Here is a 23,395-nt window from a genome sequence, read left to right as displayed (position 1 = left end):
ATGCCGAGACTTCCCACACCCCTGACCCTGCCACCCGACCGTGCAGTCACCCGTGGTCTGCGCCGGCGCCGCCGCACGGAGGCCGCCACCGCCTGGGCGTTCGTCTCGCCGGCCGTCCTCGTCATCCTCGGCCTCAGCGTCGTCCCCGTGCTCTGGTCGCTGCTGCTCTCCTTCCGCGCCAGCGACCTGGTCACCCCCAGCCGGTGGGTGGGCCTGGACAACTACCGCGCCCTGGCGCAGGACCCGCACTTCCACGAGGCCGTGCAGAACACGCTCGTCTACACCCTTCTGTACGTGCCCCTGAGCATCGTGGCCGGTCTCGCGCTCGCCCTGGTGCTCAACCGGCGGATCCGCTTCGTCGGCGTGTACCGCACCCTGTTCTTCGTGCCGTTCGTCGTCTCGGCCACCGCGCAGGGCGTGCTGTTCTCCTTCGTCCTCGACCCCGAGTTCGGGGCTGCCAACTCGGTCCTGCACCACCTCGGCGTCTCCGCCCAGGGCTTCCTCACCGACCCTTCCCAGGCCCTGTACGTCCTGGTCGCCATCACCCTGTGGAGCGGCACCGGTCTGTGCACGGTCGTCTATCTGGCGGCGCTGCAGGACGTGCCCCAGGAGCTGATCGAGGCGGCCCGCCTCGACGGAGCCCGGCGCCGCCACCTCCTGCGCCACGTGACCCTGCCGGCGCTCACCCCCGTGAGCGTGTTCCTGCTCCTGTGGCAGACCATCCAGGCCCTTCAGGTCTTCGACCTGGTGTACGTGACCACCAAGGGCGGTCCGCTCGGCTCCACCACGGTGATCGTCTACTTCATCTGGGAGCAGGCGTTCAAGAACTTCACCGCGGGATACGGAGCCGCCGCCGCGTACGTCCTCGCCCTGGCGCTGTTCGTGATGGCCGTGCTGCTGCGGGCCGTCCGTGGCCGCGCCCGTACGGAAGCAGCCGCCTCATGACCCTCACCGCCCTGCCCGAGGCCACCCGGCGCCCCGCCGCCGCGACCGCGGTCACCCGCCGCCGTATCCGACTCCCCTTCAGCGCCTGGCACTTGCTGCTCGCCCCGCTCGCCCTGCTGTTCGCGCTGCCGCTGCTCTGGCTGCTTGTCAGCTCGGTGATGAGCGACGCCGAGATCAACCGCTTCCCGCCCGCTCTGTGGCCTTCCGACCTGGACCTCGGCGGCTACCGCTATGTCCTCGGCAACGCGATGTTCCCGCGCTGGCTGCTCAACTCCCTGATCGTCTCGGGCGTCGCCGTCGCCTCGAACCTCGTCTTCGGCGCACTCGGCGGCTATGCCTTCGCCCGGATGCGGTTCCGTGGCTCGCGGGCGCTGCTCGTACTGATGCTGGCCACCATGGCGGTCCCGTTCCAGCTGACGATGATCCCCACCTTCCTGGTGATGAAGCAGCTCGGACTCATCGACACCCTGGGCGCGTTGATCGTCCCGTCCCTGGTGACCCCGTTCGCGGTGTTCCTCCTGAGGCAGTTCTTCCTCTCCCTGCCCCGGGAGCTGGAGGAGGCCGCCTGGATGGACGGCTGCTCCCGGCTGCGCGTGTTGTGGTCGATCGTGCTGCCGCTCGCCCGCCCCGCGCTCGCCACCGTCGCCGTCCTCACCTTCCTGACCACGTGGAACGACCTGTCCTGGCCGCTGATCGCGATCAACCACGACACCCAGTACACGCTGCAGCTGGGGCTGACCACCTTCCAGGGACAGCACCACACCCGGTGGTCCGCGGTGATGGCCGGGAACGTGATCACCGTGCTTCCGGTGCTGCTCGCCTTCCTCGCCGCGCAGAAGACGTTCATCCGCTCCCTCACCTCCACCGGACTCAAGGGCTGAGCCCTTTCCCGTACGAGAAGGATCTCCATGCCGCACCAGTACGACCTGCTCGTCGTCGGGGACGCCAACCCCGATGTGATCCTCGGCCCGCTCACCGCACCCCTCGCCTTCGGGCAGCGCGAACAGCTCGTGGAATCCGGCTCGTTCACCGTCGGCGGCTCGGCCGCGATCATGGCCTGCGGGGCCGCGCGCCTCGGCCTGCGGGTCGCCTTCGCGGGCCGCGTCGGGGACGACGACGCCGGGCGCTATCTGCGGGACACCCTCGCCGCGCGCGGCGTCGACACCCGCGGACTGCGCATGGATCCCGACCGGCCCACCCCGCTGACCGTCGTCCTCACCCGGGGCGACGACCGGGCCGTCCTTACCTCGCCCGGCACGCTCGGGGTGGTCAGCGGCGCGGACATCCCCGACGACCTCCTCGCCGCGAGCCGGCACGTCCACACCTCCTCGTACTTCCTTCAGCCGCGCCTGGCCGCCGACCTGCCCGCCCTGCTGCGCACCGCGCACGCCCACGGCGCGACCACCTCCCTGGACACCCAGGACGACCCGGCCGACCGGTGGCAGGGGCTCGACGCCGTACTCGCGGAGACCGACATCCTGCTGCCCAACGCCCAGGAAGCCCTGCGCCTTGCGGGCCCCGGCGCGACCAGCGCGCATACGGCGGCCCAACTCCTCAGCGCGCGCGGCCCGTTGACGGTCGTCAAGAACGGCGCGGACGGCGCCCTGTGCCACGACGGCCGCACCCTGCACACCGCGCCCGGCCTGCCGGTCGAGGTCACGGACACGGTCGGCGCGGGCGACAGCTTCGACGCCGGTTTCGTCGCCGCGACGCTGGACGGCCGACCGCCGCAGGAGGCGCTGAAGTTCGCCGTCGTCTGCGGCGCCCTGTCCACCCGAGCCCACGGCGGCACCACGGCCCAGCCCACCTGGGACGAGGCCCTCACCCACCTCACCCGTACCGGAGCACCTCTCGTATGAGCCGCAAGAGCCAGCTGAAGAGCAGCAAGAGCCAGCTGAAGATCACCTTCGTCGGCGCCGGCAGCGTCGTCTTCACCCAGGGCCTGCTCGCCGACCTCTTCGCCTTCCCGGAGCTCGAGGACGTCCATATCGCCCTGCACGACATCGACCCCGAGCGTCTGGCCACCGCTCAGGCGGCCGCCGCGTACATCGCGCGCCACCGGGACGCCGACGCCACCATCACCGCACACACCGACCGCCGTACGGCCCTCGCGGACGCCGACTTCGTCATCAACATCGTGCAGATCGGCATGGGCGAGGCCACCCGCACCGACTTCGACGTCCCCGCCCGATTCGGGCTGCGCCAGACCATCGGCGACACCCTCGGCATCGGCGGCATCTTCCGCGCCCTGCGCACGTTCCCGTTCCTCAAAGAGCTCGGCACGGACATGGCCGAACTGTGCCCGGACGCGTGGCTGCTCAACTACACCAACCCCATGGCCATGAACATCCAGTACGTTACGGCCGCCACCGGTCTCACCAAGGTCGTGGGCCTGTGCCACTCGGTGTACTGGACGATGCAGGACCTGGCCAAGCTCGTGAACGTCCCGTACGAGGACCTCACCTACCGGGCCGCCGGGGTCAACCACCAGGCCTGGGTCCTGCGTTTCGAGCACGAAGGCCGCGACCTCTACCCGCTCCTCGACGAACTGATCGCGTCCGACGCGCAGTTGAGGCGCCGGGTGCGCGTCGACATGTACCGGCGGCTCGGCTGCTACCCGACCGAGACCAGCGAACACTCCAGCGAATACGTGCCCTGGTACCTCCACCACGACAGCGAGGTGGAGCGCCTGCGGCTGCCGATCGGCGCGTACGTCGGGATCGTCGACGACAACGTGGCGCAGTACCACCGTACGAAGGAAGCACTCGCCTCCGGGGAGCCGCTGGCCGTCGAGGGCACGATGGAGTACGCGCCGCAGATCATCCACAGCGTCGTGACCGGCACCCCGCGCACCGTCTACGGAAACGTCCCCAACCACGGTCTGATCGACAACCTGCCCGCGCACGGAGTCGTCGAAGTGCCCTGTCTGGTCGACGCCTCCGGTGTCCAGCCCACCCGGATCGGCGCGCTGCCGCCGCAGCTGGCGGCGCTCAACCGCACGTATCTCAGCACCAGCGACCTGGTGGTACGGGCCGCACTCGACGACGAACCCCGCCATATCCGCCACGCCGCCATGACCGACCCGGCGACGGCGGCCGCGCTGCCCGTCGAGCGGATCTGGCAGCTGTGCGACGCCATGGTGCGGGCGCATGGGGAGCGGTTGCAGCCGGGGCTCCGGGCGCTGCTCGGCGACTGAGGCTCGGGCGGGCCGATGGGGACGCGCCGGCCGCCCCGGGGAGGGGGTGGCCGGCGCGCCGGGACGGAGCCGGGTCAGCTGACGGTGATCCGGTCGATGTCGGGTGCCCAGCCCGAGGGGTTGGCGATGGTGACGCTATTGCCCGTGCCCGCCTGCAGGTTCAGCTGCACGGTGGCCGTCGAGGTCGTCCACCAGTCGGCGGTCGGGCCGAACTGGACGGTCTGTGCCGTGCCGTTGTTGGCCCGGACGGTGGCGCTGCGGGCCGTCGCGGTCGCGTAGTGCACGGTCACCGTGCGCGTACCGCCGCTGCCGCCGTCGACACCGTTGAACGTGAGGGTCGCGCCGTTGCCCAGATAGCCGACCTTGGCGCCACCGGAGCAGCCGGCGCAGTCGGCGGTGACGGCGCCGCCCGTGAGGGTGTTGCCGGCGGCCTCCGCCTCATAGCTCTTGGGGTCGCTGCCCTGCCCCGCGCCGACATTCATGTCACCGAGGTCGAGCCAGCCGTCCGCCTGCTGTCCGGCATTGGCGAACCGCAGCTTCTTGGCCGCCGAACTCACGTCCTCCAGGGGGTTCTTGGCCTTCATGACCAGCTGGTACTCGCCGGCGTTCACGGTCGAGAGGTCCACCGTCGCGTCGAAGTAGTACGGGCGGCCGTAGTCCAGATACGTGGGGTCGGAGCCGACGCCCCAGTCGGGGAAGGCGCGGATCTTCAGGGGCATGACCTTGCGCAGATCCCAGGAGGTCTTCCAGCTCTTGACCAGGTTCCCGTCCGCGTCCTTCAGGCCGAGGCTGACCTCCCACGGGTAGTAGAAGGGCGCCACACCGTTGTTGCTGATCTGCACGCCGACCTTGGTGCTGCCCTGCGCCGTGTTCTGGAAGTACGCGTTCTTGACCCCCAGGTCGTAGCCCATGAGCCGGACCGCGGCGGCCACCTTGGGATCGGCGGCGGCGTACTCGCCACTGCGCTCGTTGATCTTCCAGGTGGTGTGCTCCAGCTCGATGCACGCCTTCATGTTGTCCACGGAACCGGTGCCACCGGGCCAGTCGGCGAACGCGGTGCTCTGGATCTCCGGCCGTACCTCACCGCCCATGGACGCGGTGGTCCACTTGTTCTCCACGCCCTGCTCGACGGCCTTCTGCAGCTGGGCCCAGGGGGCGCCGCCCATCGACACCGGCAGCGTCACCCCGGCCGCCGGGCTGCCCTCGCGGTAGCAGAAGGAGTCGTCGTGGTAGCCGATGGCCGGGAGGCTGTTGGCCGCGCCGCCCGCGGATTCCGGGTAGCGGACTTCCAGGCGGGTCTTCTTGAAGGCGTTGTTGTACGCGTTGATCAGCTCGGCGCCGTTCGCGTCGGTCGGCATGTAGTTCGGGTACGAGTCGCCGGCCGTGTCCGTGTCGTAGGGCCAGGTGTGCCACTCGCCCCACAGGCCGACCAGGCCCAGGTGGATGTAGCCCAGGCGCGGATCGCCGTCGTAGCGCGCGCCGAACGCGGCGATGAAGTCCTTGAGCGCGGTGCGCAGATACGGGCTGTCGTAGTCGGGGCTCGTGGTGCCCCAGTAGGTGTTCTCGCGGTTGGCGACCTTCCCGTCGAAGCAGGGCGGGATCGCGTTCGCGGGATGGGTGCCGGTGCCGCCCGGATACTCCATGTAGAAGCGGATCGCCGCCTGATGGCCGGCCTGCGCGATCTCCTGCAGGGCGCTGTCGAGCACGCTCCAGTTGTAACTCCCGCAGTTCGAGGCGCTGTTCATGACCTCGGACAGGCCGAAGTACGCCCAGGTCAGTGAGTGCGGGTAGCCGGCGTTCTGGTTGCCGCCCGGCTGGTAGAAGCGGGCAAAGCCCTTGAGCGGATTGTCCACGGGGGAGTCGGCGGGAGCGAGCGCGTGGACGGGTAGCGCCGGGTCGGGGCTCGGTCCGGGTGCGGGACGGTCGGGAACTCCCGCCGCCGTGACGGCCGGTGCCTTCTTGCGGGCCTGTGCGTCGGGGTCCGCGGCCTGGGCGCCGGCGGGCAGCGCCACCAGAGCGAGCGCCGCGGCCGCGGCACACAGGGCTGCCGAGAGCCCTCTGCCGCGTCTGCGCAGGGACGTACGCATGGATCAACCTCCAAGTGGACGGGGGGAGTTGCAGGTCGGTTCCGCGAGCCCGGTCGTCACCGGGTTTATGCGCCAGCATTGACAAACTTTCGCTGTTGCTCATCAATATGTGTGCACGGCGCGGCACTGACAAGAGGTGCGGCACGAGATCTCTTCGGAGGCGTAACCATGGGCGCCAAGACGGCAGTTGCGCCGCCGGACAAGAGCTCCGGCATACGTGCCGGATCGGTCGAGAAGCGGGAAAGCCCTGGCAGGCCGCGTGATGACCGCAAGGCGGCCTGGCTGTTCCTGGCCCCGGCGCTGGTGGGCTTCGCGCTCTTCTACGCGTATCCGACGGTCCGCGGCGTCTACTACTCGCTCACCGACTACAACATGCTCGCCCCGCCGAACTTCGTCGGCGCGGAGAACTACACGCAGCTGATCGGCGACGAACAGTTCTGGAACGCCATCAAGGTCACCGCCTCCTACGTGGTCCTCAACATCGGCTCACAGACCCTGCTCGCCCTGCTCCTGGCCACCCTGATGCACCGGCTGACCCGGTCGGTGGCGCTGCGGGCGATGCTGCTCGTGCCGTGGCTGGTCCCCAATGTCACCGTGGGTCTGCTGTGGATGTGGCTGCTCGACGCCAACCTGGGCTTCGTCAACCACGTCCTGGAAGCCCTCGGCCTCGGCACCTCCGGCTTCTTCACCTCGCCCGACCTGGCCATGCCGACCATCGCCGCGGTCAACACCTGGGCGTACGCCGGCTACACGGCCCTGCTCCTGTACGCCGGAATGCTCCAGGTGCCCCAGCACCTCTACGAGAGCGCCTCGTTGGACGGCGCCGGCGAGTGGCGGATGTTCCACCGGATCACGCTGCCGCTCCTTCGCCCCGTGCTCGCCCTTGTCCTGGTGGTCTCGCTGATCGGCTCGTTCCAGATCTTCGACACCATCGCGGTGACCACGAAGGGCGGCCCTGTCGGCGCCACCCGGGTCATCTACTACTACATCTACGAACAGGCCTTCGCGCAGTTCCACATGGGGTACGCCTCGGCCGTCGCGGTGGTCCTCGCGCTGGTGCTCGGTGTGCTGACCGCGGTCCAGATGCGCCTGCTGCGGGCCTCCCGCTCGGACCTGGCCTGAGGAGACGGACACCATGACCAGCACCCGTATCCGTACGAAGGTCTCAACCCGCACCCGTATCCGCACGAAGGTCTCGCCGGGCAGGATCGCCGCCTGGACCGTGCTCGTCCTCGCGCTCCTGGCCACCCTCTTCCCGTTCTACTGGATGGTCCGCACCGCGCTGACCCCGGCGGCCGACCTCTACTCCGACTCCACCGGGCTCGTGCCCGAGCACCCCACGATGATCAACTTCCTGCGGGTGCTCGGACTGACCAGTCAGGAGGAGGCGGTGGCCGCCGGCGGCTCCGGCGCCCAGGTCGACTTCCTGCGCTATCTGCTCAACTCCGTGGTCTACAGCGGTCTGATCGCCTCCCTGCAGACCCTGTTCTGCGCGATGGCCGGCTATGCCTTCGCCCGGCTCAGGTTCCCCGGACGCGACGCCGTGTTCGGCGTGCTGATCGCCGCGCTGATGGTGCCGCCGATCTTCACGTTGCTGCCCAACTTCGTCCTGGTGAAGAACCTCGGCTGGCTGAACACCTTCGCCGGCATGGTCGCGCCCGCCGTCCTCATGACCCCGTTCGCGGTCTTCTTCCTGCGCCAGTTCTTCCTGTCCATCCCGCGTGAGGTGGAGGAGGCGGCCGTCCTCGACGGGGTCGGCGCCTGGGGGATCTTCTGGCGGGTGGTGCTGCCGATGAGCCGCGGACCGCTGATCACCATCGGGCTCACCACGACGGTGTGGGCCTGGAAGGACTACCTCTGGCCGCTGCTGACCGGCCGTGACGAGGAGACCCGGGTGCTCACCGTCGCGCTCGGCATCTTCCAGCAGCAGTCGCCCAACACGCGGCCCGACTGGACCGGGATCATGGCCGGCTCCGCGCTCTCGGTGCTGCCCGTCCTCATCCTGCTCATCCTCCTGGGCCGCCGCCTGGTGGAGTCCTTGAACTTCACCGGCATCAAGTAGGCCCCCCACAGGCGCACACGCACACGTACTGGCACAACTCCCTTCCTGCTCAACCCACTCAGATCAGAGAGGTACGCCATCATGCGATCGACGCACCGGCGCGCGGGCGCGGCCCTGCTGTGCCTGGCCGCCACCGCCGGGCTCGTGTCCTGCGGGGGATCGGACTCCGCCTCGGGCAAGACCACGCTCGACTACTGGCTCTGGGACGACAAGCAGCTTCCGGCGTACAAGGAGTGCGCGGACGCCTTCGAGAAGGCCAACCCGGACATCAGCGTGAAGATCACGCAGACGGCCTGGAACCAGTACTGGCAGAACCTCACCACCCAGCTGACCTCCGGCGACGCCCCGGACGTGTGGACCAACCAGGCCTCGTACTATCCGCAGTTCGCCACCAACAGCCAGCTGCTCGACCTTCAGCCGATGATCGACCGGGACAAGGTCGACCTGTCCGGCTACCAGGCCGGTCTGGCCGACGTCTGGGTCAAGGACGGCAAGCGCTACGGGCTGCCGAAGGACTGGGACAGCATGGCGCTCGTCTACAACACGACCCAGTTCGAGAAGCAGGGCGTCTTCGCCGAGCAGCTCGCCGACCTCGAGTGGAACCCCGACGACGGGGGGACCCTCGAGGAGGCGATCGCCAAGGCGACCGTCGACACCAAGGGCCGCAACGGTCTCGACCCCGACTTCGACAAGAAGCACGTGAAGACGTACGGCTTCCTGCCGGAGTGGGCCGACGGCGCCACCGGCCAGAACGGTTGGGGTCCGCTGGCCGCCTCGAACGGCTTCACCTATCTCGACAAGAACCCCTGGGGCACGCACTACAACTTCGACGACCCCAAGCTCGCCGAGACCATCGCCTGGTTCAAGCGCCTGATCGACAAGGGGTACGCGCCCCGCTTCGACAAGCAGTCGAGCGTCGGGAACACCGAACTCCTCAGCGCCGGCAAGGGCGCGATGATGATCGCCGGCTCCTGGACCATCTCCACGTTCACCGACCCCAAGGCGCAGCAGAAGTTCGCGTTCGCGCCGCTGCCGGCCGGTCCCGAAGGCCGCAAGAGCTCGCTGAACGGCCTGTCCGACGCGATCTGGGCCGGCACCGAGCACAAGGAAGAGGCCTGGAAGTGGGTCAAGTACCTGGGCTCGGAGGAGTGCCAGGACAAGGTCGGCAAGCGGGGCATCGTCCTGCCCGCGCAGAAGTCGGGGACCGAGGCCGCGCTCGCCGCGCACAAGGCGGCGGGGCGTGACATCCATGTCTTCACCGACGTGGCCGCCGACAAGAGCAACACCTTCCTGCTGCCCGTCACCGAGCACGGCACCGAGATCAACCCGCTCGTGCAGGACGCCGTCCAGTCGGTCATCCTCGGCCAGACGCAGCCGGGTCCGGCCCTCAAGAGCGTCAACGAAAAGGTCAACGGCCTCTTCAAGTAGCGCACTTCACCAGCAGGGGCGGCAGGACCTGCCTGCCGCCCGCCCCCTCCCGTACAGATGCAAGGAGATCCATGGCCCAGCTCCTGGACGTCGGCGCCCACACCTTCGCCGTCGAACTCGAAGGCGACGGAGCCCCACGGCCCGTCGACGGCGGACTGCTGCTGCCGCCCGGACGCGTCGCCGTGCTGCACGGCCTCGGCGACGCACTGTTCTACCGGCACGGACACAACTCCTGGAGCCCGTGCGGATGGCGCCGGCTCTCCGAGGAGCCGCTGCGCATCGCAAGCGCCGAGCGCCGGCTGACCGCCGACGACACGGTCTGGGACGACCCCGCCCGCCACCACTCGTCCGCCCTCGCCGCACTGGAGGGCCCCGACGGCCGGATCCTGCTGCTCGGCGCACTCGGCCTCGACGTACCGCGTCTGGCCGCCGACCACGACACCCTCGTCGGCTGGTACGAGTCCGCGGGCGCGCCCTGGTTCCTGGCGTACGGCACCGAGGAGGAGGTCTTCGGGGCGTACGCCGCACAGCTCGCGGAGCGGCTCGGGCGCAGCACCAAGCGGGCCGGCAACGTGTGGTGCAGCTGGTACGCGTACTACGAGAACATCACCGAGGAACTGCTCACCAAGGACATCACCGCCCTGCGCGGACTGCCCTTCGACGTCGTGCAGGTGGACGACGGCTGGGAGCGGGCCGTGGGGGACTGGCACGCCAACGACAAATTCCCTTCCGGAATGCGGGCGTTGGTGGACCGCATCGACGACGCGGGACTGCGCGCCGGCCTGTGGATCGCGCCGTTCATCGCGCTCCCGGACTCCGAAACCGCCCGGGAACGGCCGGAGTTGCTGCTGCGCGGCGCGGACGGCGAGCCGGTGATCACCGGGCACAACTGGGGGACCGGCTATTACGCGCTCGACCTCACCCGGCCCGCGGCCCAGGATCACGTGCGCGAGATGATCCGGCGGATCACCCAGGACTGGGGGTTCGGCTACCTCAAGGCCGACTTCATCGGCGCCGCCGCGGCCCCGGGCGTCCGCGCCTCGGGGATCGGCCGCGAGGCGGCGTACCGGCTCGGCCTGGAGATCATCCGGGAAGCGGCCGGCCCCGACACCTATCTCCTCGGCAGCGGCGCACCGTTGCTGCCCTCGCTCGGACTGCTCGACGGCATCCGCAGCGGACCCGATGTCGCACCCCAGTGGGAGCATTACGCGACCCAGGACCCCTCCGACGCGCTGGCCCGCAACGCCGTGGTCAACACCCTGCACCGGCTGTGGCAGTCACCGCTGCTCGAAGTCGACCCGGACGTCGTGTACTTCCGCAGCCGGCTCAACCTCCTCACGGAGCATCAGCAGAGCTGGCTGCGCGACCTCGCCGACATCTGCGGCTTCCGTGCGGTCTCCGACCCGCCGGGCTGGCTGCACCCCGATGAACTCCAGGCGCTCACCGAGTACTTGCAGGCCAGGCCCGAGATCCGCAGGGTCGGCCGCTACCGGTTCGTGCTCGACGGGCGCGAGGCCGACTTCACCGCGGCGGTGGAGCCTCAGGGGCAACAGCGCTATCCGATTTCCTGAAGCGAACCTCGCGAACCGCGCGATCGGACCCGGGCGACCCCCGGGAATTAGTAAACTGCCCAGCGATATCCAGCGGCGGGTACCGCGCGATCCCCACCAGGGAGTAGACCAGCATGGCGACCACGGGCACCGACCTGTCCCGGATGCGCGAGATGAACCAGCTGTCCATCGTGTGGGCGCTGCGCGGCAACCCGCCCTCGACCGTCACCGAACTCGCCGGCCGGACGGGCCTGTCCCGTCCCGCCGTCGACGTCCTGGTGCAGGCGCTGGTCACCGACGGCTGGGCCGCGGTGGAGGAGCCGGGCGCCAAGAGCGTGGTGGGGCGCCCGGCCCGCCGCTACCGCTTCCGCGCCGACGCCGGCCATGCGCTCGGCATCGACATCGGGGTGCACAAGATCCTCGTGATGCTGAGCGATCTCGAGGGCAATCTGGTCAGAACCGTGCGCCGGCCCGCCGACCCGGAGGCGGACCCCGCCGCCCGGCTCGCGACGGTCGACGAGACCGTCGACGAGCTCCTGGCCGCGGCCGGCATGACCGAGTCCGACATCTGGGGCCTGACCGTCGGCGTGACCGGACCGGTCGACGCGAGCGGCCGTACCTCCCTGTTCACACCGCTGCCGGGCTGGAGCACGGCCGATCCCGCGGGCCATCTCGCCGGCCGGTTCCGCTGCCCCATCCAGGTCGAGAACGACTGCAAACTCGCCGCGGTGGCCGAGCGCTGGAAGGGCGTGGCGCAGGACGCGGACGACATCGTGTACCTGCTCGCCGGCATCCGTACCGGCGCGGGCCTCATCCTCGACGGCACCCTGCGCCGCGGCCACGGCGGCGCGGCGGGCGAGATCGGTGCGCTCAAGGCGGTCCGCTGGCTCGATGCCCCCGGGCACCTGGCCGCCTGCCCCGGAGTGCCCGCGAGCGCCCGGCCGGGAGAGGCCGCCGCGTGGGTGTTCCAGGCGGCCCGCGAGGGCAACCGCGAGGCGAAGACGGCCGTACGCCGCTATACGCGCGATCTCGCCGTCGGCGTCGCCGCGCTGGTGCTCGCCCTGGACCCGGAGATCGTGGTCCTCGGCGGCGGCTTCTCACGGTCCGCCGACATCATCCTCGACCCCCTGCACCGCGAACTCACCAAGCACTGCCTGCGCCTTCCCGAGCTGCGCACCTCCACCCTCGGCGACGAGAGCGTGGCCCTCGGCGGACTGCGCCTGGCCCTCGACGACATCGACGACCGCATGCTCAGCGCGGAACTCGCGGCGCCCCGCGCACCGCGGGGATAGATTCGGCGGGCACACCGCGGCCCCTGAACAACCTCGCCTTACGTGAGGAGCGCCATGCCCGCCGAACGCAGCGCCGAACAGTTCGCCGGGCGCCTCACCGAACTCGCCACGCCCGAGCGCCAGGCGCAGTTGCACCGTGCGTTGCAGCCGGGCAGGGGAAGGGCCGAGGAGGACCTGGTCCTCGGGGTGCGCATGGGCAGTGTGTTCACGCTGGCCAAGGAGTTCATCGACCTCGTACCGCGGGAGATCGACCGGCTCCTGGACAGCCCCGTCCACGAAGTGCGCGTCGGCGCCGTGAGCATCATGGGCAAGCAGGCGCTGCACAAGAAGACCGGCCAAGAGCGCCGCCGGGAGCTGTACGAGCTCTATCTGCGGCGCACCGACGCCATCAACACCTGGGACCTGGTGGACGTCAGCGCCCACCAAGTGATCGGCGCCTACCTGCACGACTTCGGCGAACCCCGCACCGTACTCAGGGAACTCGCGGCGTCCCCGCGGTGGTGGGAGCGGCGCATCGCGATGTTCGCCACCTTGTACCTGCTGCGCAAAGGCGAACTCGACGACACCTACGAGCTGGCCGAGTTGCTCGTGCACGATCCGCACGACCTCGTCCAGAAGGTCGTCGGCGGCATGCTCAGGGAAGCAGGCAAACACGACCGCGACCGGCTGCTCGCCTTTCTCGACCGCCACGCGGCCACGGCCCCGCGTCCGTTGCTGCGGGACGCGATCGAACACCTCGACAAGGAGCTGCGCGCCCACTACCTCGGCCTCGCGCGCTGATCCGCACGCGGCCGCAGGCGTGAGCGGGTCCTTCCGTTTTCTCCTGGCGCGAAGCCGCCATGGCGGCTTCCCGCCCGTCTCCCGTCATCGTTCTGCAACGTTCAACCACTGAGACTCTCCCCAGCACCCGGGAAACATCCCCCGCCCGGGGCTCGTCGCAGGAGAGGCAGTTCCATGAACAGAGCACCCTCGGGGCGCACGGCACGGCTGCTGACAGCCGGGCTCGCGCTCGTTCTGCTCCCGGCGGGACAGCAGGCCGTGGCCGCCGATGACCCGGCGACCGCGCCCAGGACCCCCGTCAAGCAGGCCGCCCTGGCCGCGCACACCGTCACGCTGATCACCGGCGACAAGGTGACCGTCACCGACGTCGGCGGCAAGAAGGCGGTCTCGGTCGAGCGGGCCAAGGGCGCTCAGGGCAAGGTCTTCACGACGACCGACCACGACGGCGACATCAGCGTCGTACCGGACGAGGCACGTGCGTTCCTCGCCGCCGGCAAGCTCGACAAGCGCCTCTTCGACGTCAGCGAGCTGATACGGCAGGGCCTCGCCGACGCCGAGAGCGGCAAGAAGGCCGATAGAGCTGGAGGGTTGCCGCTCATCGTCACGTACGGCAAGGGCGCACGGGCCGCGACGCCCGACGGTGCCGACCGCGTGCGCGCGCTGCCCAGCGTGAACGCTGCGGCCGTCGAGGCCGAGCGGAACGCCGAGATGTGGGGCGCCCTGACCGACGACGGTGCGCGCACCAAGGCGTTCGGCGGCGGGATCGACAAGATCTGGCTGGACGGCAAGGTCGAGGCGACCATGGCCGAGTCCAACGCCCAGATCGGCAGCGCGAAGGCGTGGGAGGCCGGCCTCACCGGCAAGGGCGTCAAGGTCGCCGTGCTCGACACCGGCGCGGACCTCACCCACCCCGACCTCGAGGACCGGGTGACGCAGACCAAGTCGTTCATCGAGGGCGAGGAGGTCGCCGACCGCAACGGGCACGGCACGCACGTCGCCTCGACCGTCGGCGGCAGCGGCGCCGCGAGCGACGGCAAGGAGAAGGGCGTCGCGCCCGGCGCCGACATCGCTGTCGGCAAGGTGCTCTCCGACGCGGGCGAGGGCACCGACTCGCAGATCATCGCCGGCATGGAGTGGGCCGCGAAGGACATCGACGCGAAGATCATCTCGATGAGCCTCGGCAGCCGTGAGCCGAGCGACGGCACGGACCCGATGGCGCAGGCCGTCAACAACCTCACCGCCGAGACCGGTTCACTGTTCGTGATCGCCGCGGGCAACTCGGGCTACAACGGCGCGATCGGCTCACCCGGCGCCGCCGACGCCGCGCTCACCATCGGCGCCGTCGACAACACCGACACCCGTGCGGGTTTCACCAGCATGGGTCCGCGCATGGGCGACAACGCCCTCAAGCCCGACCTCTCCGCGCCCGGCGTCAAGATCCTCGCGGCCCGCTCGTCCCTCAGCGAGGGCGAAGGGTCGTACATGAGCATCAGCGGTACGTCGATGGCCACCCCGCACGTCTCGGGCGTCGCGGCCCTGCTCGCCGAGAAGCACCCCGACTGGACGCCGCAGCAGCTCAAGGACGCGCTGATGTCGACGTCCAAGACGCTCACCGACTCCCCGTACGACCTCGGCGCGGGCCGCGTCTCGGTCCCCGACGCGGTTCAGGCGCAGGTCACGGCGTCGGGCAGCGCGGACTTCGGGTTCTACGGCTGGCCGTACGAGGGCAACGAGCCGGTCACGAAGACGCTGACCTACACCAACCACACCGATCAGCCGGTCGAGTTGACGCTCGCCGCCGAGGGCGCGGACTACGTCTCGCTCGCCGACAGCACGCTCACCGTCCCGGCCAACGGCACCGCCTCCACCACCGCCACGGCCGACGGCGCCAAGGCCCCGGTCGGCAACAACGGCGGGCACATCACCGCCAAGGCGGGCGACAAGACTCTCGCGCACACCGCGTGGGGCCTGGTGAAGGAGGAGGAGCGCTACACCCTGACGGTCAACGTCAAGGACCGCGACGGCTCCCCGATCCCCGGCTCGTTCAGCCTGCTCAAGCTGGCCGCCGGTGAGGAGGGCTGGGGATACGACGTCGGCGCGTCCGGTACCGTCAAGCTCCGCCTCCAGCCCGGCACTTACGCGCTCGACGGCTTCGCGGACGTCAAGGGCGGCAACGGCAAGGACTCGCTCGGCCTCGGCTACTTCAACGAGTCCGAGATCAAGCTCGACCAGGACCGCGAGATCACCCTCGACGGGCGCAGGCTGCGCGAGCTCGATGCCGAGGTCGACCAGCGCACCGAGACCCGCCAGCTGATCATGCAGTACACCCGCGAGGCGAACGGCACGGGTCTCTCCGGCAGTGTGCAGGTCCCGCTGACGTACGACTCGGTCTTCGCGGCGCCGTCGAAGAAGCCCTCGACGGGCACGTACGAGTACCGGACCGTATGGCGCCTCGGCAAGCCGATGCTCTCCGTCGAGGCGGGCGGCCGGCGTATCGGTGAGGCCACCGTGCAGGGCGGCGGCACGATCCTGGACGACGATCTCGAGCTTGCGGTCGTCGACGCGGGGGACGGCGGCAAGGCCGCGTACGAAGGAAAGAACGTCAAGGGCAAGGCGGTCCTCGTCCGCGCGACCGGGAACATCCCGGCCGTGGAGATCGGTCAGAACGCCCAGGACGCGGGCGCCAAGGCGCTGTTCGCGAGCGACGCACAGGCCGGCCGTCTGATGGACTGGTTCGGCACCGAGGCGTACGAGGACCGGCCGCTGCACATCGCGACGGTCAACGCGGCGGACGCGGACCGGCTCTCGGACGCGGCCCGGCAGGGACGCGGGCTGGAGCTGGAGGGCACGGAGTACACGCCCTACAAGTACGACCTGGCCGACGGCCACTCGGGAGCGATCCCGGACCGCGACCTGACCTTCGAGCCCGGACGGCGTGAACTCGCCGTCCTGGACACGAAGTTCCACGCGGCGAAGCCGGTCGACGGAAGTGACCAGCGCGTGTCGATGTCCAGCGCGTACCCGATCGGCGTCGGCTTCCCCGAGCGGATCTCCTTCCCGCAGGAGCGCACCGACTACGTCTCCACGGGTGAGGGGCAGGCCTGGTACGAGTCCATGACCGTCGGCCCCGGCAAGATCGAGTCGCGCAGCGGTCACATCGTCTACAAGGGCGGCACCCGTCAGGAGCTCAACTGGTTCAAGCCGGTCCTGCACCCGTGGCTCGGCACCGGTCTCGGCTGGGGTCAGCAGCGCTTCGGCAACAACGTCCAGTTCAACGTGCCCGGCTGGGGCGACTCGGGTCCGGACCACACCGGGTTCGGCGACGTGTGGAGCGAGGAGTCCGGGGTCACCCAGCAGACCAAGGTGTACGTGGACGGCAAGCTGGTCGACGACAAGATGGGCTCGGGCGCGTACGCCTGGTCGGAGGACGTCGAGTCCCGCGTCCAGGACTTCAAGGTGGTCACGGACACGACCGCCGACCCGGCCCAGTGGCACACGTCGACCCGGGGCCACGCCGAGTGGACGGTCAAGTCCGGCCCCACGCCGGAGGACCGCTACACCTACCTCCCGATGCTGAACCTCGGCTTCGACGTGGACACCGACCTCGCGGGCGACGTCCGCGGCGGTCGCCTCGTCCCGGTCGGGATCTTCGCGGAGTACGTGAAGGGCGCGGCGGACACCGGCCGTATCGGCGCCGGCACCCTCGAGGTGTCGTACGACGACGGCGCGACCTGGAAGTCCGTGAAGCTCCTCGACGGCAAGGGCGCGTCCTGGAAGACACTGCTCGCGGTCCCGCGCGACGCGAAGTTCGTCTCGCTGCGGGCGTCGGTCGAGGACGACCGGGGCGCGTCGGTGCAGCAGGAGATCATCCGCGCGTTCGGAGTGAAGTAACCCTCCGCACACGCGGTACAACGGCCCGGCAAGGCGTACGCCTTGCCGGGCCGTTGTGTTGGGCCTGCGCCTGGTGAGTGCTCAGTCAACCGTCTCGGTGGGCCGTAGCAGTCCCCGGCCTGACATCAGTGCACGCACAGGCAGAAAGGGTGGCCGGCCGGGTCGGCGTAGACGCGCCAGTTGGCTTCGGGGTCGAGGTGGTCCGTGCGTTGCAGGACCGTGGCGCCGAGGGCCAGGGCGCGCTGTTCCTCCGCGTCCAGGTCGTCGACGTCGAAATCGAGGTGGAGCTGTTGCGGATGGTCCTGGCCGGGCCAGACGGGCGGGCGGTAGCCGTCCACCCGCTGGCAGGCCAGGGGAGTGCCCTCGAAGCCGTGGACCTCGATCCAGTCGGTCTCTTTAGGGTCCGTGACGACCCGGCCGCCGAGCAGATCCGCGTAGAACCGTGCGAGCTCGAGTGGATCGGCGCAGTCCAGCGCGACCGCCTGCAGCTTTCGAATCACTTCCGGGACTCCTTGTTCGGTGCGACGTCCTGTGCGACGCCCTGTGCGACGTTCTCCGTGACGTCTTATGCGACGCGGGGGCACGCGAGGGGTACCCGGCACCGCCCTCGGGCATGCCCGCCCGGGCTACGTGAGACCCAGCCGGTCGAGCACCCGCCGTACGGAGTCCCGTACGGCCGCGCGGGACTCGTCGGTCCGGTCGACGCCCTCGAAGGAGTGGTGGCCGTTCGGTACGTCGATCACCTCCAGGCGGGCGTCGGCGGCGCGGGCCGCCGTGACGAACTCCGTGACCGTCGCCGCGATCGCGGAGGTCTCCAGGCCCGCGCGGACGAGGAGCAGAGGGAGCTGCCCCGCCTGCGCGACCACGTCCGCCGGGCGGACCTGCCCCGGGCCCAGACCCCAGCTCGCGAGCGGCGCCATGATCGGGTAGTTCGCCGCGAGGCAGCGCAGCCACGGGGGAGTGGCGCTCAGCCAGTCCGCCGTCATCGGGCCGCTGCCGGAGAAGAACCACAGGGCGATACGGGACGCGTCGACGCGCGGGTCGGCCCTGACCTGTTCCACCGCGGCGGCCAGGTCGGCCGAGGCCACCGCGTAGTCGGCCACGTCGTGCAACCGGTGATCGAGCGTCACCCCGACCGCTCCCTGCGCGGCCACGTACCGGGCGTATCCGACGAAAGTCGGCCACTCGCGGGGCGAGGGTCGCATGTCCGCGGGGACAGGGCCCCCGTGGACGAACACCACCGCGGGCCGCGGACCTGGGGCGGCGGGCAGGAACAGGTCCACGTTGCCGTGCCGTTCGGGCGCGATCTCCGGTACGGCCAGGAGGAAGGGCCGCAGATACCCCGGCGTCTCGGCGGGTTCGTCGTCCGCCGACAGGCTCACCCCCTCACCGGCCGCCGCCGCGAGGAGGGCCTCCGCGAGCTCCGACGGACGGGACAGCATCGGCCAGTGCCCGGTGGGCAGTTCGAAGAAGGTGACCTCCGGGCGGGCCAGCGCCCGCAGCGCCGGATCGCCGAAGCCGACGAGCATCCGCACCGTCTCGATCGTCGCCCCGCTCTCCGCGCAGAGCACCCCCGTGGTCGGCAGGTCCGCGGCCGCCCCCGTCAGCCGCAGCGGCCGCAGCAGCGTCCCCGTCGGATGCGGTGCGGCGAGCGCGGTGAGCCGGTCCAGGTGGGCGTCGGAGAGTCCCGCCGTGCTGCCCCAGCGGGCCCACTCCGCACGCCCGGGGACCGCCAACAGCTCGCCATCCGCCAGGTGTTCGCGCAGCGCGGGGTCGGGGACCGTGGCCAGTCCCACCGAGCCGTCCTGCACCAGCGGCGCGTCCACGTACACGATCCGCGCCACCCGGTCCGCGCGGCGGTCCGCCGCACCCACCGCGGGGAACACCCCGTAGCCGTGCCCGACGAGCACCACGTCCGGCCCGTCGCCGGCACCGTCCGCGTCGATCGCCGCCACCACGCGCGCGATATGCGCCTCCAGGTCCACGGCGGCCTCGTGCGGCCGCGGCACCTCCACCGCCTCGGCCTTCGCGCCCGCCGCCAGCAGCCGCTCGAGCGTCTCCTGCCACACCTGGGCCCCCGTGAACAGCCCCGGAACCACAATGAATCGGGTCATCCCGCACCTCCGCACTCCGTCGCCCGCGGACCGGTCCGTCGCCGGTTCCGCGGTCGCGGGTACGTTAGGAACTCCCCTAAAGGGAGGTTCAAGTGCCGACGCCGTCCGACGGTTCGTGGAGTATCGGCGAGCTCGCCGAGCATGCGCGGACCACCGTGAAGACCGTCCGTTTCTACTCGGACCGCGGCCTGCTGCCGGAGCTCTCGCGCAGTGGCGGCGGCCACCGCAGGTACGGTCCCGAGGCCCTGGAGCGGCTCCGTCTGATCCGCTCCCTGCGCGGCCTCGGCGTCCCCCTGCCGGAGGTCCACCGCATCGTCGACGAACGGTCCGGCGCGCTGGAGGACGCGGTCGCCGGACAGCTGCGCACCCTCGGCTCCCAACTGGCCGCCCTGCGCTGGCAGGAGGCCGCACTCCGCCTCGTACAGGAATCCGATCCCGCGGAACGCGCCGACCTCCTGCACCTGATCGGAGCGCTCGGCACGCCGCCGAGCACCGCGCCGCTCGCGCGGTTCTGGCGTGCGTGGCTGCCCGCGCGGATGCCGGCGAAGTCCGCCGCGGACTTCCTGGAGGTGGCCGTGCCGCAGCCGCCGGACAGCCCGTCGTCCGGACAGGTCCTGGCGTTCGCGCGGCTCAACGCCCTGGTGTCGCGCCCCTGTTCCGGCGCCGTGCGGCCCCAGCCCGCCGCGCACGGGGCCGCGGGCGCGCGCGAGTCCGCGCTGCTTTACGCGGGTCTGGCCGAGGCCTACGCACTGGCGGGCCGGCAGATCCTGGCGGGCGCGGCCCCGCACTCCTGTGACGCGCTGGTCTGCTTCGTGGACACGTACGCGACGGTCGCCGGGCACCGTGACAGTCCGGGGTTCCGGCGCGGTCTGGCGCGTCAACTCGCGGACGATCCACGGTTCGACGGCTACTGGGAGCTCGTGTCCCAGGTGACGACCGGCCCCGGAGAACGGCCGGCCCCGACACCGGGCGAGACCCACGACTGGCTGCTCGCGGCACTGGAGGCGGAGGTGCGGCAGGCGGCGGCGTGATGGGTCTGCTCGGGGAGTGGTGTGCGAGGTGGCGTGACGGGTCTGCTCGGGGAAGGTGGCGTACGAGGCGGGTGCCACCGTCCGGCCAGGCCGCCTACGCCACCCCCGCAAGCCCATCCAGCCGCGCCCGCTGCCCCGCACTCAGCTCGAGCCCCGACGCGGCGACGTTCTCCTCCAGATGCGCAAGCCGCGCCGTGCCCGGGATCGGCAGCATGACGGGGGAGTGCCCGAGCAGCCAGGCGAGGGCGACCTGTGTCGGCGTGGCGTCCAACTCGGCCGCCACCGCGGCCACTTCCGCATCGGCGCCCGACTTCCCCCACGCGACCGTGCGCCAGGGAAGAAACGCGATGCCCTCCTGCTCGCACACGGCGAGCACCGGCTCGTGCTCGCGGTCGAGCAGGTTGTAGCGGTTCTGCACGCTGGCGATCTCGACGACCTCTTGCGCCTCGCGCAGCTCGTCCACCGTCACCTCGGACAGCCCGATCCGTCCGATCTTTCCCGCCTCCCGAAGCTCGCGCAGCGCACCCATCTGGTCGGCGAGGGGTGTCTTCGGGTCGATCCGGTGCAGCTGAAGCAGCTCGACGCGCTCGACCCGCAGCCGCCGCAACGCGTTGTCGACCTGCCCGCGCAGCACCTCGGGCCGCCCGTCGAGCTCCCACTCACCCGCCGGTCCGCGCCGCTCCAGTCCGATCTTGGTGGTGACCAGGAGCTCCTCCGGGTACGGATACAGCGCCTCGGCGAGCAACTCCTCATTGCTGCCGCCGCCGTACATGTACGCGGTGTCGATCAGCGTGACCCCGAGCTCGACGGCCCGCCGGGCCACCGCGAGGGAGTTCTCCCGGTCCGGTCCCGACTCGGTGGGCAGATGCATGGCCCCGAATCCGAGCCGTCGTACTTCGAGATCCCCGGCGATACGGAACACCTCGGATGTCATGTGCCGACCCCTCCCAGAGTGAAGGCGACACGGTAGCAAGCGAGTTGAACGCGCAGGTGACAGCTTTCGCTCCAGGACCTCCCAAGGCGCCCCGGAAGACCGTAAGTTGACGGCAGACGCTTGGAGCAGAGGGAGAGCCGACCGTGGTGTACGAAGAGTCCGAGAAGTCCGGGTCCGAGGGCGGAAGCCGGATCGATGTGTCACGACCGCACTCGGCGCGGATCTGGAACTACCTGCTCGGCGGCAAGGACAACTATGCGATCGACCGGGTGGCCGGCGACAAGGTCGTCGAGGTGTACCCGGGCATGCGGGACGTCACCCGCCAGTCCCGTCAGATGCTCACCCGCGTCGTCTCCTATCTCGCGGGCGAGGCCGGGATCCGGCAGTTCCTGGACATAGGCACCGGTCTGCCGACCGCGAACAACACCCATGAGGTCGCCCAGTCCATAGCCCCCGACTCGCGCATCGTCTACGTGGACAACGACCCGCTGGTCCTGGTCCACGCCCAGGCGCTCCTGACGAGCACGCCCGAGGGCAAGTGCGACTACCTCGAGGCGGACGTCCGCGACCCCGAGACGATCCTGCGCGAAGCCGCCCGCACCCTGGACTTCTCGCAGCCCGTCGCCCTGATGCTGATGGGCATCATGGGCCTGGTCACCGACGAGCAGAAGCCGCAGTCCGTCGTGGACCACCTGCTCTCGGCCCTGCCGTCCGGCAGCTATCTCGCGCTGTACGACGGCTCCGACGCCGACCCCGCGTACGTCGAGGCCATCGCCCGCCACAACGCGAACAGCGGCGCCGTCCCGTACACCCCGCGCGGCATCGACCAGATCGCCCGCTACTTCGACGGCCTCGAACTCCTCGAGCCGGGCGTGGTCTCGGTCGAACGCTGGCGCCCGCAGCCCAACCCGTGGGGCGAGCCGGTCAAGGTGTCGTGCGCGGGCGGGCTGGCGCGCAAGCCCTGACCCGTGCGGCGAGCGGCCGGGGTTCAGCCGATGTACGCGTCCGTGAACTCCGGTCCTTCGAGCCCCGGTCGGCAGCCCTCGTGGTCGTCCGGGGGACCGCCCTTCGTGAGGACCAGGGCGTAACCCTGTCCCGTGCGGCAGCCCTTGTCGCTCCACTCGCCGGCCATGACCGTCCACGCGACGCCGGCGGCGACGACGATGATGAGCAGGAACAATCGCGCCTTCATCGACCCCCCTCGTCCGTGCGCCCGGCCCATGGTTCTTGTATGTCAGCCGCCCACCTGGTCCTTGTGCGTCAGCCCGCCCGCATGGTCCTTGTACGGTCAGCCCGCCCCATGGTGGCGGGCGGCCCGCGCCGTCGCCAGACCTGGTGGCGCGCGGGCTTCAGTCGCTCTTCGTCGCCTGCGCGGAGTCCGTGCCGTGATGGCCGCGGCGGGCATCGCGGTCGAAGATCCCCAGGATCTCGCAGGGCCCGCCGGCGCTGCCGATCGCGTGCGGCAGCATCGTCGGGAACTCGGCGGCCTGGTTGGTCTCGATCCGCAGCCGGCGACCGGCCAGGAGCAGGATCGCCGTACCGGAGAGGACGACGAGCCACTCGCGGCCGGGGTGCGCCCGCATCTTCGCGGCGTTCTCCGGGGGCGGCTCGGTCATCCGCTGACGTACCACCGTCATGCCGGGCTCGGCCCTGATCGGCCAGCGCATCAGGCCGTGCGAGGCGTCGATCATGGGGCTGATGATGACGTCGTCCGAGGCGTTCTCGACCAGCTGGTCCAGTGAGGTGTCCAGGGCGCGCGCCAGGGTGACCAGCTGGTCCAGGGCGAGGCGGCGCTGACCGTTCTCGATCCTGCTCAGGGTCGACTGGCTGACCTTCGCCCGGGCGGCCAGTTCCTCGAGCGACCAGCCCTGGGCCACGCGCAGGGCGCGGATGCGTTTGCGGACGAGGCCGTCCAGATCATCAGTGTCTTGCGTCATGGGCAAGATTGTATGTCTGAGGGGCAAGGTCCGCTTAGCGTTGCCCACGTATCCCCGACTCCCCGTCTGCCCGCAGCGGCTTTCGCGCGCCCTTTTTGGGAGGACCCATGACCCCAGCCATGACCCCACCCCCCCCCCCCCAACCCCC

At 70.5% G+C, this 23,395-nt stretch carries 19 protein-coding genes; 13 read left to right on the top strand and 6 right to left on the bottom strand.

The window, feature by feature from the left end; translation table 11 throughout:
• The 4 genes from G6045_RS15925 to melA are packed head-to-tail and all read left to right on the top strand — an operon-like array spanning position 1 to position 4,141.
• Positions 1 to 945 (top strand): carbohydrate ABC transporter permease, encoded by a 945-nt coding sequence (locus G6045_RS15925; RefSeq protein ID WP_165332602.1) that lies wholly within the window; start codon positions 1 to 3, stop codon positions 943 to 945.
• Positions 942 to 1,826 (top strand): carbohydrate ABC transporter permease, encoded by an 885-nt coding sequence (locus tag G6045_RS15920; protein ID WP_165332601.1) that lies wholly within the window; start codon positions 942 to 944, stop codon positions 1,824 to 1,826. The genes G6045_RS15925 and G6045_RS15920 overlap by 4 nt, the downstream gene beginning before the upstream one ends.
• Before the next feature lie 27 nt (positions 1,827 to 1,853).
• Positions 1,854 to 2,804, top strand: coding sequence for a carbohydrate kinase family protein (locus G6045_RS15915; protein ID WP_165332600.1), 951 nt, complete (start codon positions 1,854 to 1,856; stop codon positions 2,802 to 2,804).
• Complete coding sequence (gene melA / locus G6045_RS15910) at positions 2,801 to 4,141, top strand: alpha-glucosidase/alpha-galactosidase (RefSeq protein WP_165332599.1); 1,341 nt, start codon at positions 2,801 to 2,803, stop codon at positions 4,139 to 4,141. Before G6045_RS15915 ends, melA begins: the two co-directional genes overlap by 4 nt.
• 74 nt (positions 4,142 to 4,215) lie before the next feature.
• On the opposite strand, the gene G6045_RS15905 is transcribed toward melA, so the two are convergent.
• Positions 4,216 to 6,228, bottom strand: coding sequence for a DUF4832 domain-containing protein (locus tag G6045_RS15905; protein ID WP_165332598.1), 2,013 nt, complete (start codon positions 6,226 to 6,228; stop codon positions 4,216 to 4,218).
• Positions 6,229 to 6,396: 168 nt separating this feature from the next.
• Between G6045_RS15905 and G6045_RS15900 the strand changes: the two genes are divergently transcribed.
• The 7 genes from G6045_RS15900 (at position 6,397) to G6045_RS15870 (ending at position 17,231) form a co-directional block, all read left to right on the top strand.
• A complete protein-coding gene (locus G6045_RS15900) occupies positions 6,397 to 7,350 on the top strand; it encodes a carbohydrate ABC transporter permease (RefSeq protein ID WP_165332597.1) in 954 nt (317 codons plus the stop codon).
• A 13-nt stretch (positions 7,351 to 7,363) separates the two neighbouring features.
• Positions 7,364 to 8,290, top strand: a complete 927-nt coding sequence (locus tag G6045_RS15895) for a carbohydrate ABC transporter permease (RefSeq protein ID WP_165332596.1) — start codon at positions 7,364 to 7,366, stop codon at positions 8,288 to 8,290.
• 81 nt (positions 8,291 to 8,371) lie between these two features.
• Positions 8,372 to 9,718, top strand: a complete 1,347-nt coding sequence (locus G6045_RS15890) for an ABC transporter substrate-binding protein (RefSeq protein WP_165332595.1) — start codon at positions 8,372 to 8,374, stop codon at positions 9,716 to 9,718.
• Positions 9,719 to 9,789: 71 nt separating this feature from the next.
• Positions 9,790 to 11,289, top strand: coding sequence for a glycoside hydrolase family 36 protein (locus G6045_RS15885; RefSeq protein WP_165332594.1), 1,500 nt, complete (start codon positions 9,790 to 9,792; stop codon positions 11,287 to 11,289).
• A gap of 113 nt (positions 11,290 to 11,402) precedes the next feature.
• Positions 11,403 to 12,560, top strand: coding sequence for an ROK family transcriptional regulator (locus G6045_RS15880; protein WP_165332593.1), 1,158 nt, complete (start codon positions 11,403 to 11,405; stop codon positions 12,558 to 12,560).
• A gap of 54 nt (positions 12,561 to 12,614) precedes the next feature.
• Positions 12,615 to 13,340, top strand: coding sequence for a DNA alkylation repair protein (locus G6045_RS15875; protein ID WP_165332592.1), 726 nt, complete (start codon positions 12,615 to 12,617; stop codon positions 13,338 to 13,340).
• Between the two features lie 174 nt (positions 13,341 to 13,514).
• Positions 13,515 to 17,231, top strand: a complete 3,717-nt coding sequence (locus G6045_RS15870; RefSeq protein ID WP_165332591.1) for a S8 family serine peptidase — start codon at positions 13,515 to 13,517, stop codon at positions 17,229 to 17,231.
• Positions 17,232 to 17,356: 125 nt separating this feature from the next.
• On the opposite strand, the gene G6045_RS15865 is transcribed toward G6045_RS15870, so the two are convergent.
• The gene (locus G6045_RS15865) at positions 17,357 to 17,731 is read right to left on the bottom strand and encodes a VOC family protein (RefSeq protein WP_165332590.1); all 375 of its coding nucleotides are present in this window, start codon (positions 17,729 to 17,731) and stop codon (positions 17,357 to 17,359) included.
• Between the two features lie 126 nt (positions 17,732 to 17,857).
• A complete protein-coding gene (locus tag G6045_RS15860) occupies positions 17,858 to 19,345 on the bottom strand; it encodes an alpha/beta hydrolase (RefSeq protein WP_165332589.1) in 1,488 nt (495 codons plus the stop codon).
• A 92-nt stretch (positions 19,346 to 19,437) separates the two neighbouring features.
• Here G6045_RS15860 and G6045_RS15855 point away from each other — a divergent pair, with 92 nt between their 5' ends.
• Entirely contained in the window at positions 19,438 to 20,376 is a 939-nt protein-coding gene (locus G6045_RS15855; protein WP_165332588.1) for a MerR family transcriptional regulator, read from the top strand.
• A gap of 94 nt (positions 20,377 to 20,470) precedes the next feature.
• Here G6045_RS15855 and G6045_RS15850 read toward each other — a convergent pair whose 3' ends face one another.
• Positions 20,471 to 21,310, bottom strand: a complete 840-nt coding sequence (locus G6045_RS15850; protein ID WP_165332587.1) for an aldo/keto reductase — start codon at positions 21,308 to 21,310, stop codon at positions 20,471 to 20,473.
• A 146-nt stretch (positions 21,311 to 21,456) separates the two neighbouring features.
• Between G6045_RS15850 and G6045_RS15845 the strand changes: the two genes are divergently transcribed.
• The gene (locus G6045_RS15845; protein WP_165332611.1) at positions 21,457 to 22,275 is read left to right on the top strand and encodes an SAM-dependent methyltransferase; all 819 of its coding nucleotides are present in this window, start codon (positions 21,457 to 21,459) and stop codon (positions 22,273 to 22,275) included.
• Positions 22,276 to 22,298: 23 nt separating this feature from the next.
• On the opposite strand, the gene G6045_RS15840 is transcribed toward G6045_RS15845, so the two are convergent.
• On the bottom strand, positions 22,299 to 22,502 hold the full coding sequence (locus G6045_RS15840; protein WP_165332586.1) for a hypothetical protein: 204 nt from the start codon (positions 22,500 to 22,502) through the stop codon (positions 22,299 to 22,301).
• 157 nt (positions 22,503 to 22,659) lie between these two features.
• Complete coding sequence (locus G6045_RS15835) at positions 22,660 to 23,247, bottom strand: XRE family transcriptional regulator (protein WP_165332585.1); 588 nt, start codon at positions 23,245 to 23,247, stop codon at positions 22,660 to 22,662.
• Positions 23,248 to 23,395 lie beyond the last annotated feature (148 nt).

The sequence above is a fragment of the Streptomyces mesophilus genome (assembly GCF_011044995.1).
GTDB classification, from domain to species: Bacteria; Actinomycetota; Actinomycetes; order Streptomycetales; family Streptomycetaceae; genus Streptomyces; species Streptomyces mesophilus.
The sequence above is the reverse complement of the archived record's forward strand: the minus strand, read 5'-3'. Positions and strand labels throughout refer to the sequence as shown.

Coding starts and splice junctions, on each gene's coding strand:
- G6045_RS15900 (WP_165332597.1), top strand. CDS start 6,397: ATGGGCGCCAAGACGGCAGTTGCGCCGCCGGACAAGAGCTCCGGCATA.
- G6045_RS15915 (WP_165332600.1), top strand. CDS start 1,854: ATGCCGCACCAGTACGACCTGCTCGTCGTCGGGGACGCCAACCCCGAT.
- G6045_RS15920 (WP_165332601.1), top strand. CDS start 942: ATGACCCTCACCGCCCTGCCCGAGGCCACCCGGCGCCCCGCCGCCGCG.
- G6045_RS15905 (WP_165332598.1), bottom strand. CDS start 6,228: ATGCGTACGTCCCTGCGCAGACGCGGCAGAGGGCTCTCGGCAGCCCTG.
- G6045_RS15880 (WP_165332593.1), top strand. CDS start 11,403: ATGGCGACCACGGGCACCGACCTGTCCCGGATGCGCGAGATGAACCAG.
- G6045_RS15870 (WP_165332591.1), top strand. CDS start 13,515: ATGAACAGAGCACCCTCGGGGCGCACGGCACGGCTGCTGACAGCCGGG.
- G6045_RS15840 (WP_165332586.1), bottom strand. CDS start 22,502: ATGAAGGCGCGATTGTTCCTGCTCATCATCGTCGTCGCCGCCGGCGTC.
- G6045_RS15890 (WP_165332595.1), top strand. CDS start 8,372: ATGCGATCGACGCACCGGCGCGCGGGCGCGGCCCTGCTGTGCCTGGCC.
- G6045_RS15895 (WP_165332596.1), top strand. CDS start 7,364: ATGACCAGCACCCGTATCCGTACGAAGGTCTCAACCCGCACCCGTATC.
- G6045_RS15850 (WP_165332587.1), bottom strand. CDS start 21,310: ATGACATCCGAGGTGTTCCGTATCGCCGGGGATCTCGAAGTACGACGG.
- melA (WP_165332599.1), top strand. CDS start 2,801: ATGAGCCGCAAGAGCCAGCTGAAGAGCAGCAAGAGCCAGCTGAAGATC.
- G6045_RS15835 (WP_165332585.1), bottom strand. CDS start 23,247: ATGACGCAAGACACTGATGATCTGGACGGCCTCGTCCGCAAACGCATC.
- G6045_RS15925 (WP_165332602.1), top strand. CDS start 1: ATGCCGAGACTTCCCACACCCCTGACCCTGCCACCCGACCGTGCAGTC.
- G6045_RS15885 (WP_165332594.1), top strand. CDS start 9,790: ATGGCCCAGCTCCTGGACGTCGGCGCCCACACCTTCGCCGTCGAACTC.
- G6045_RS15875 (WP_165332592.1), top strand. CDS start 12,615: ATGCCCGCCGAACGCAGCGCCGAACAGTTCGCCGGGCGCCTCACCGAA.
- G6045_RS15860 (WP_165332589.1), bottom strand. CDS start 19,345: ATGACCCGATTCATTGTGGTTCCGGGGCTGTTCACGGGGGCCCAGGTG.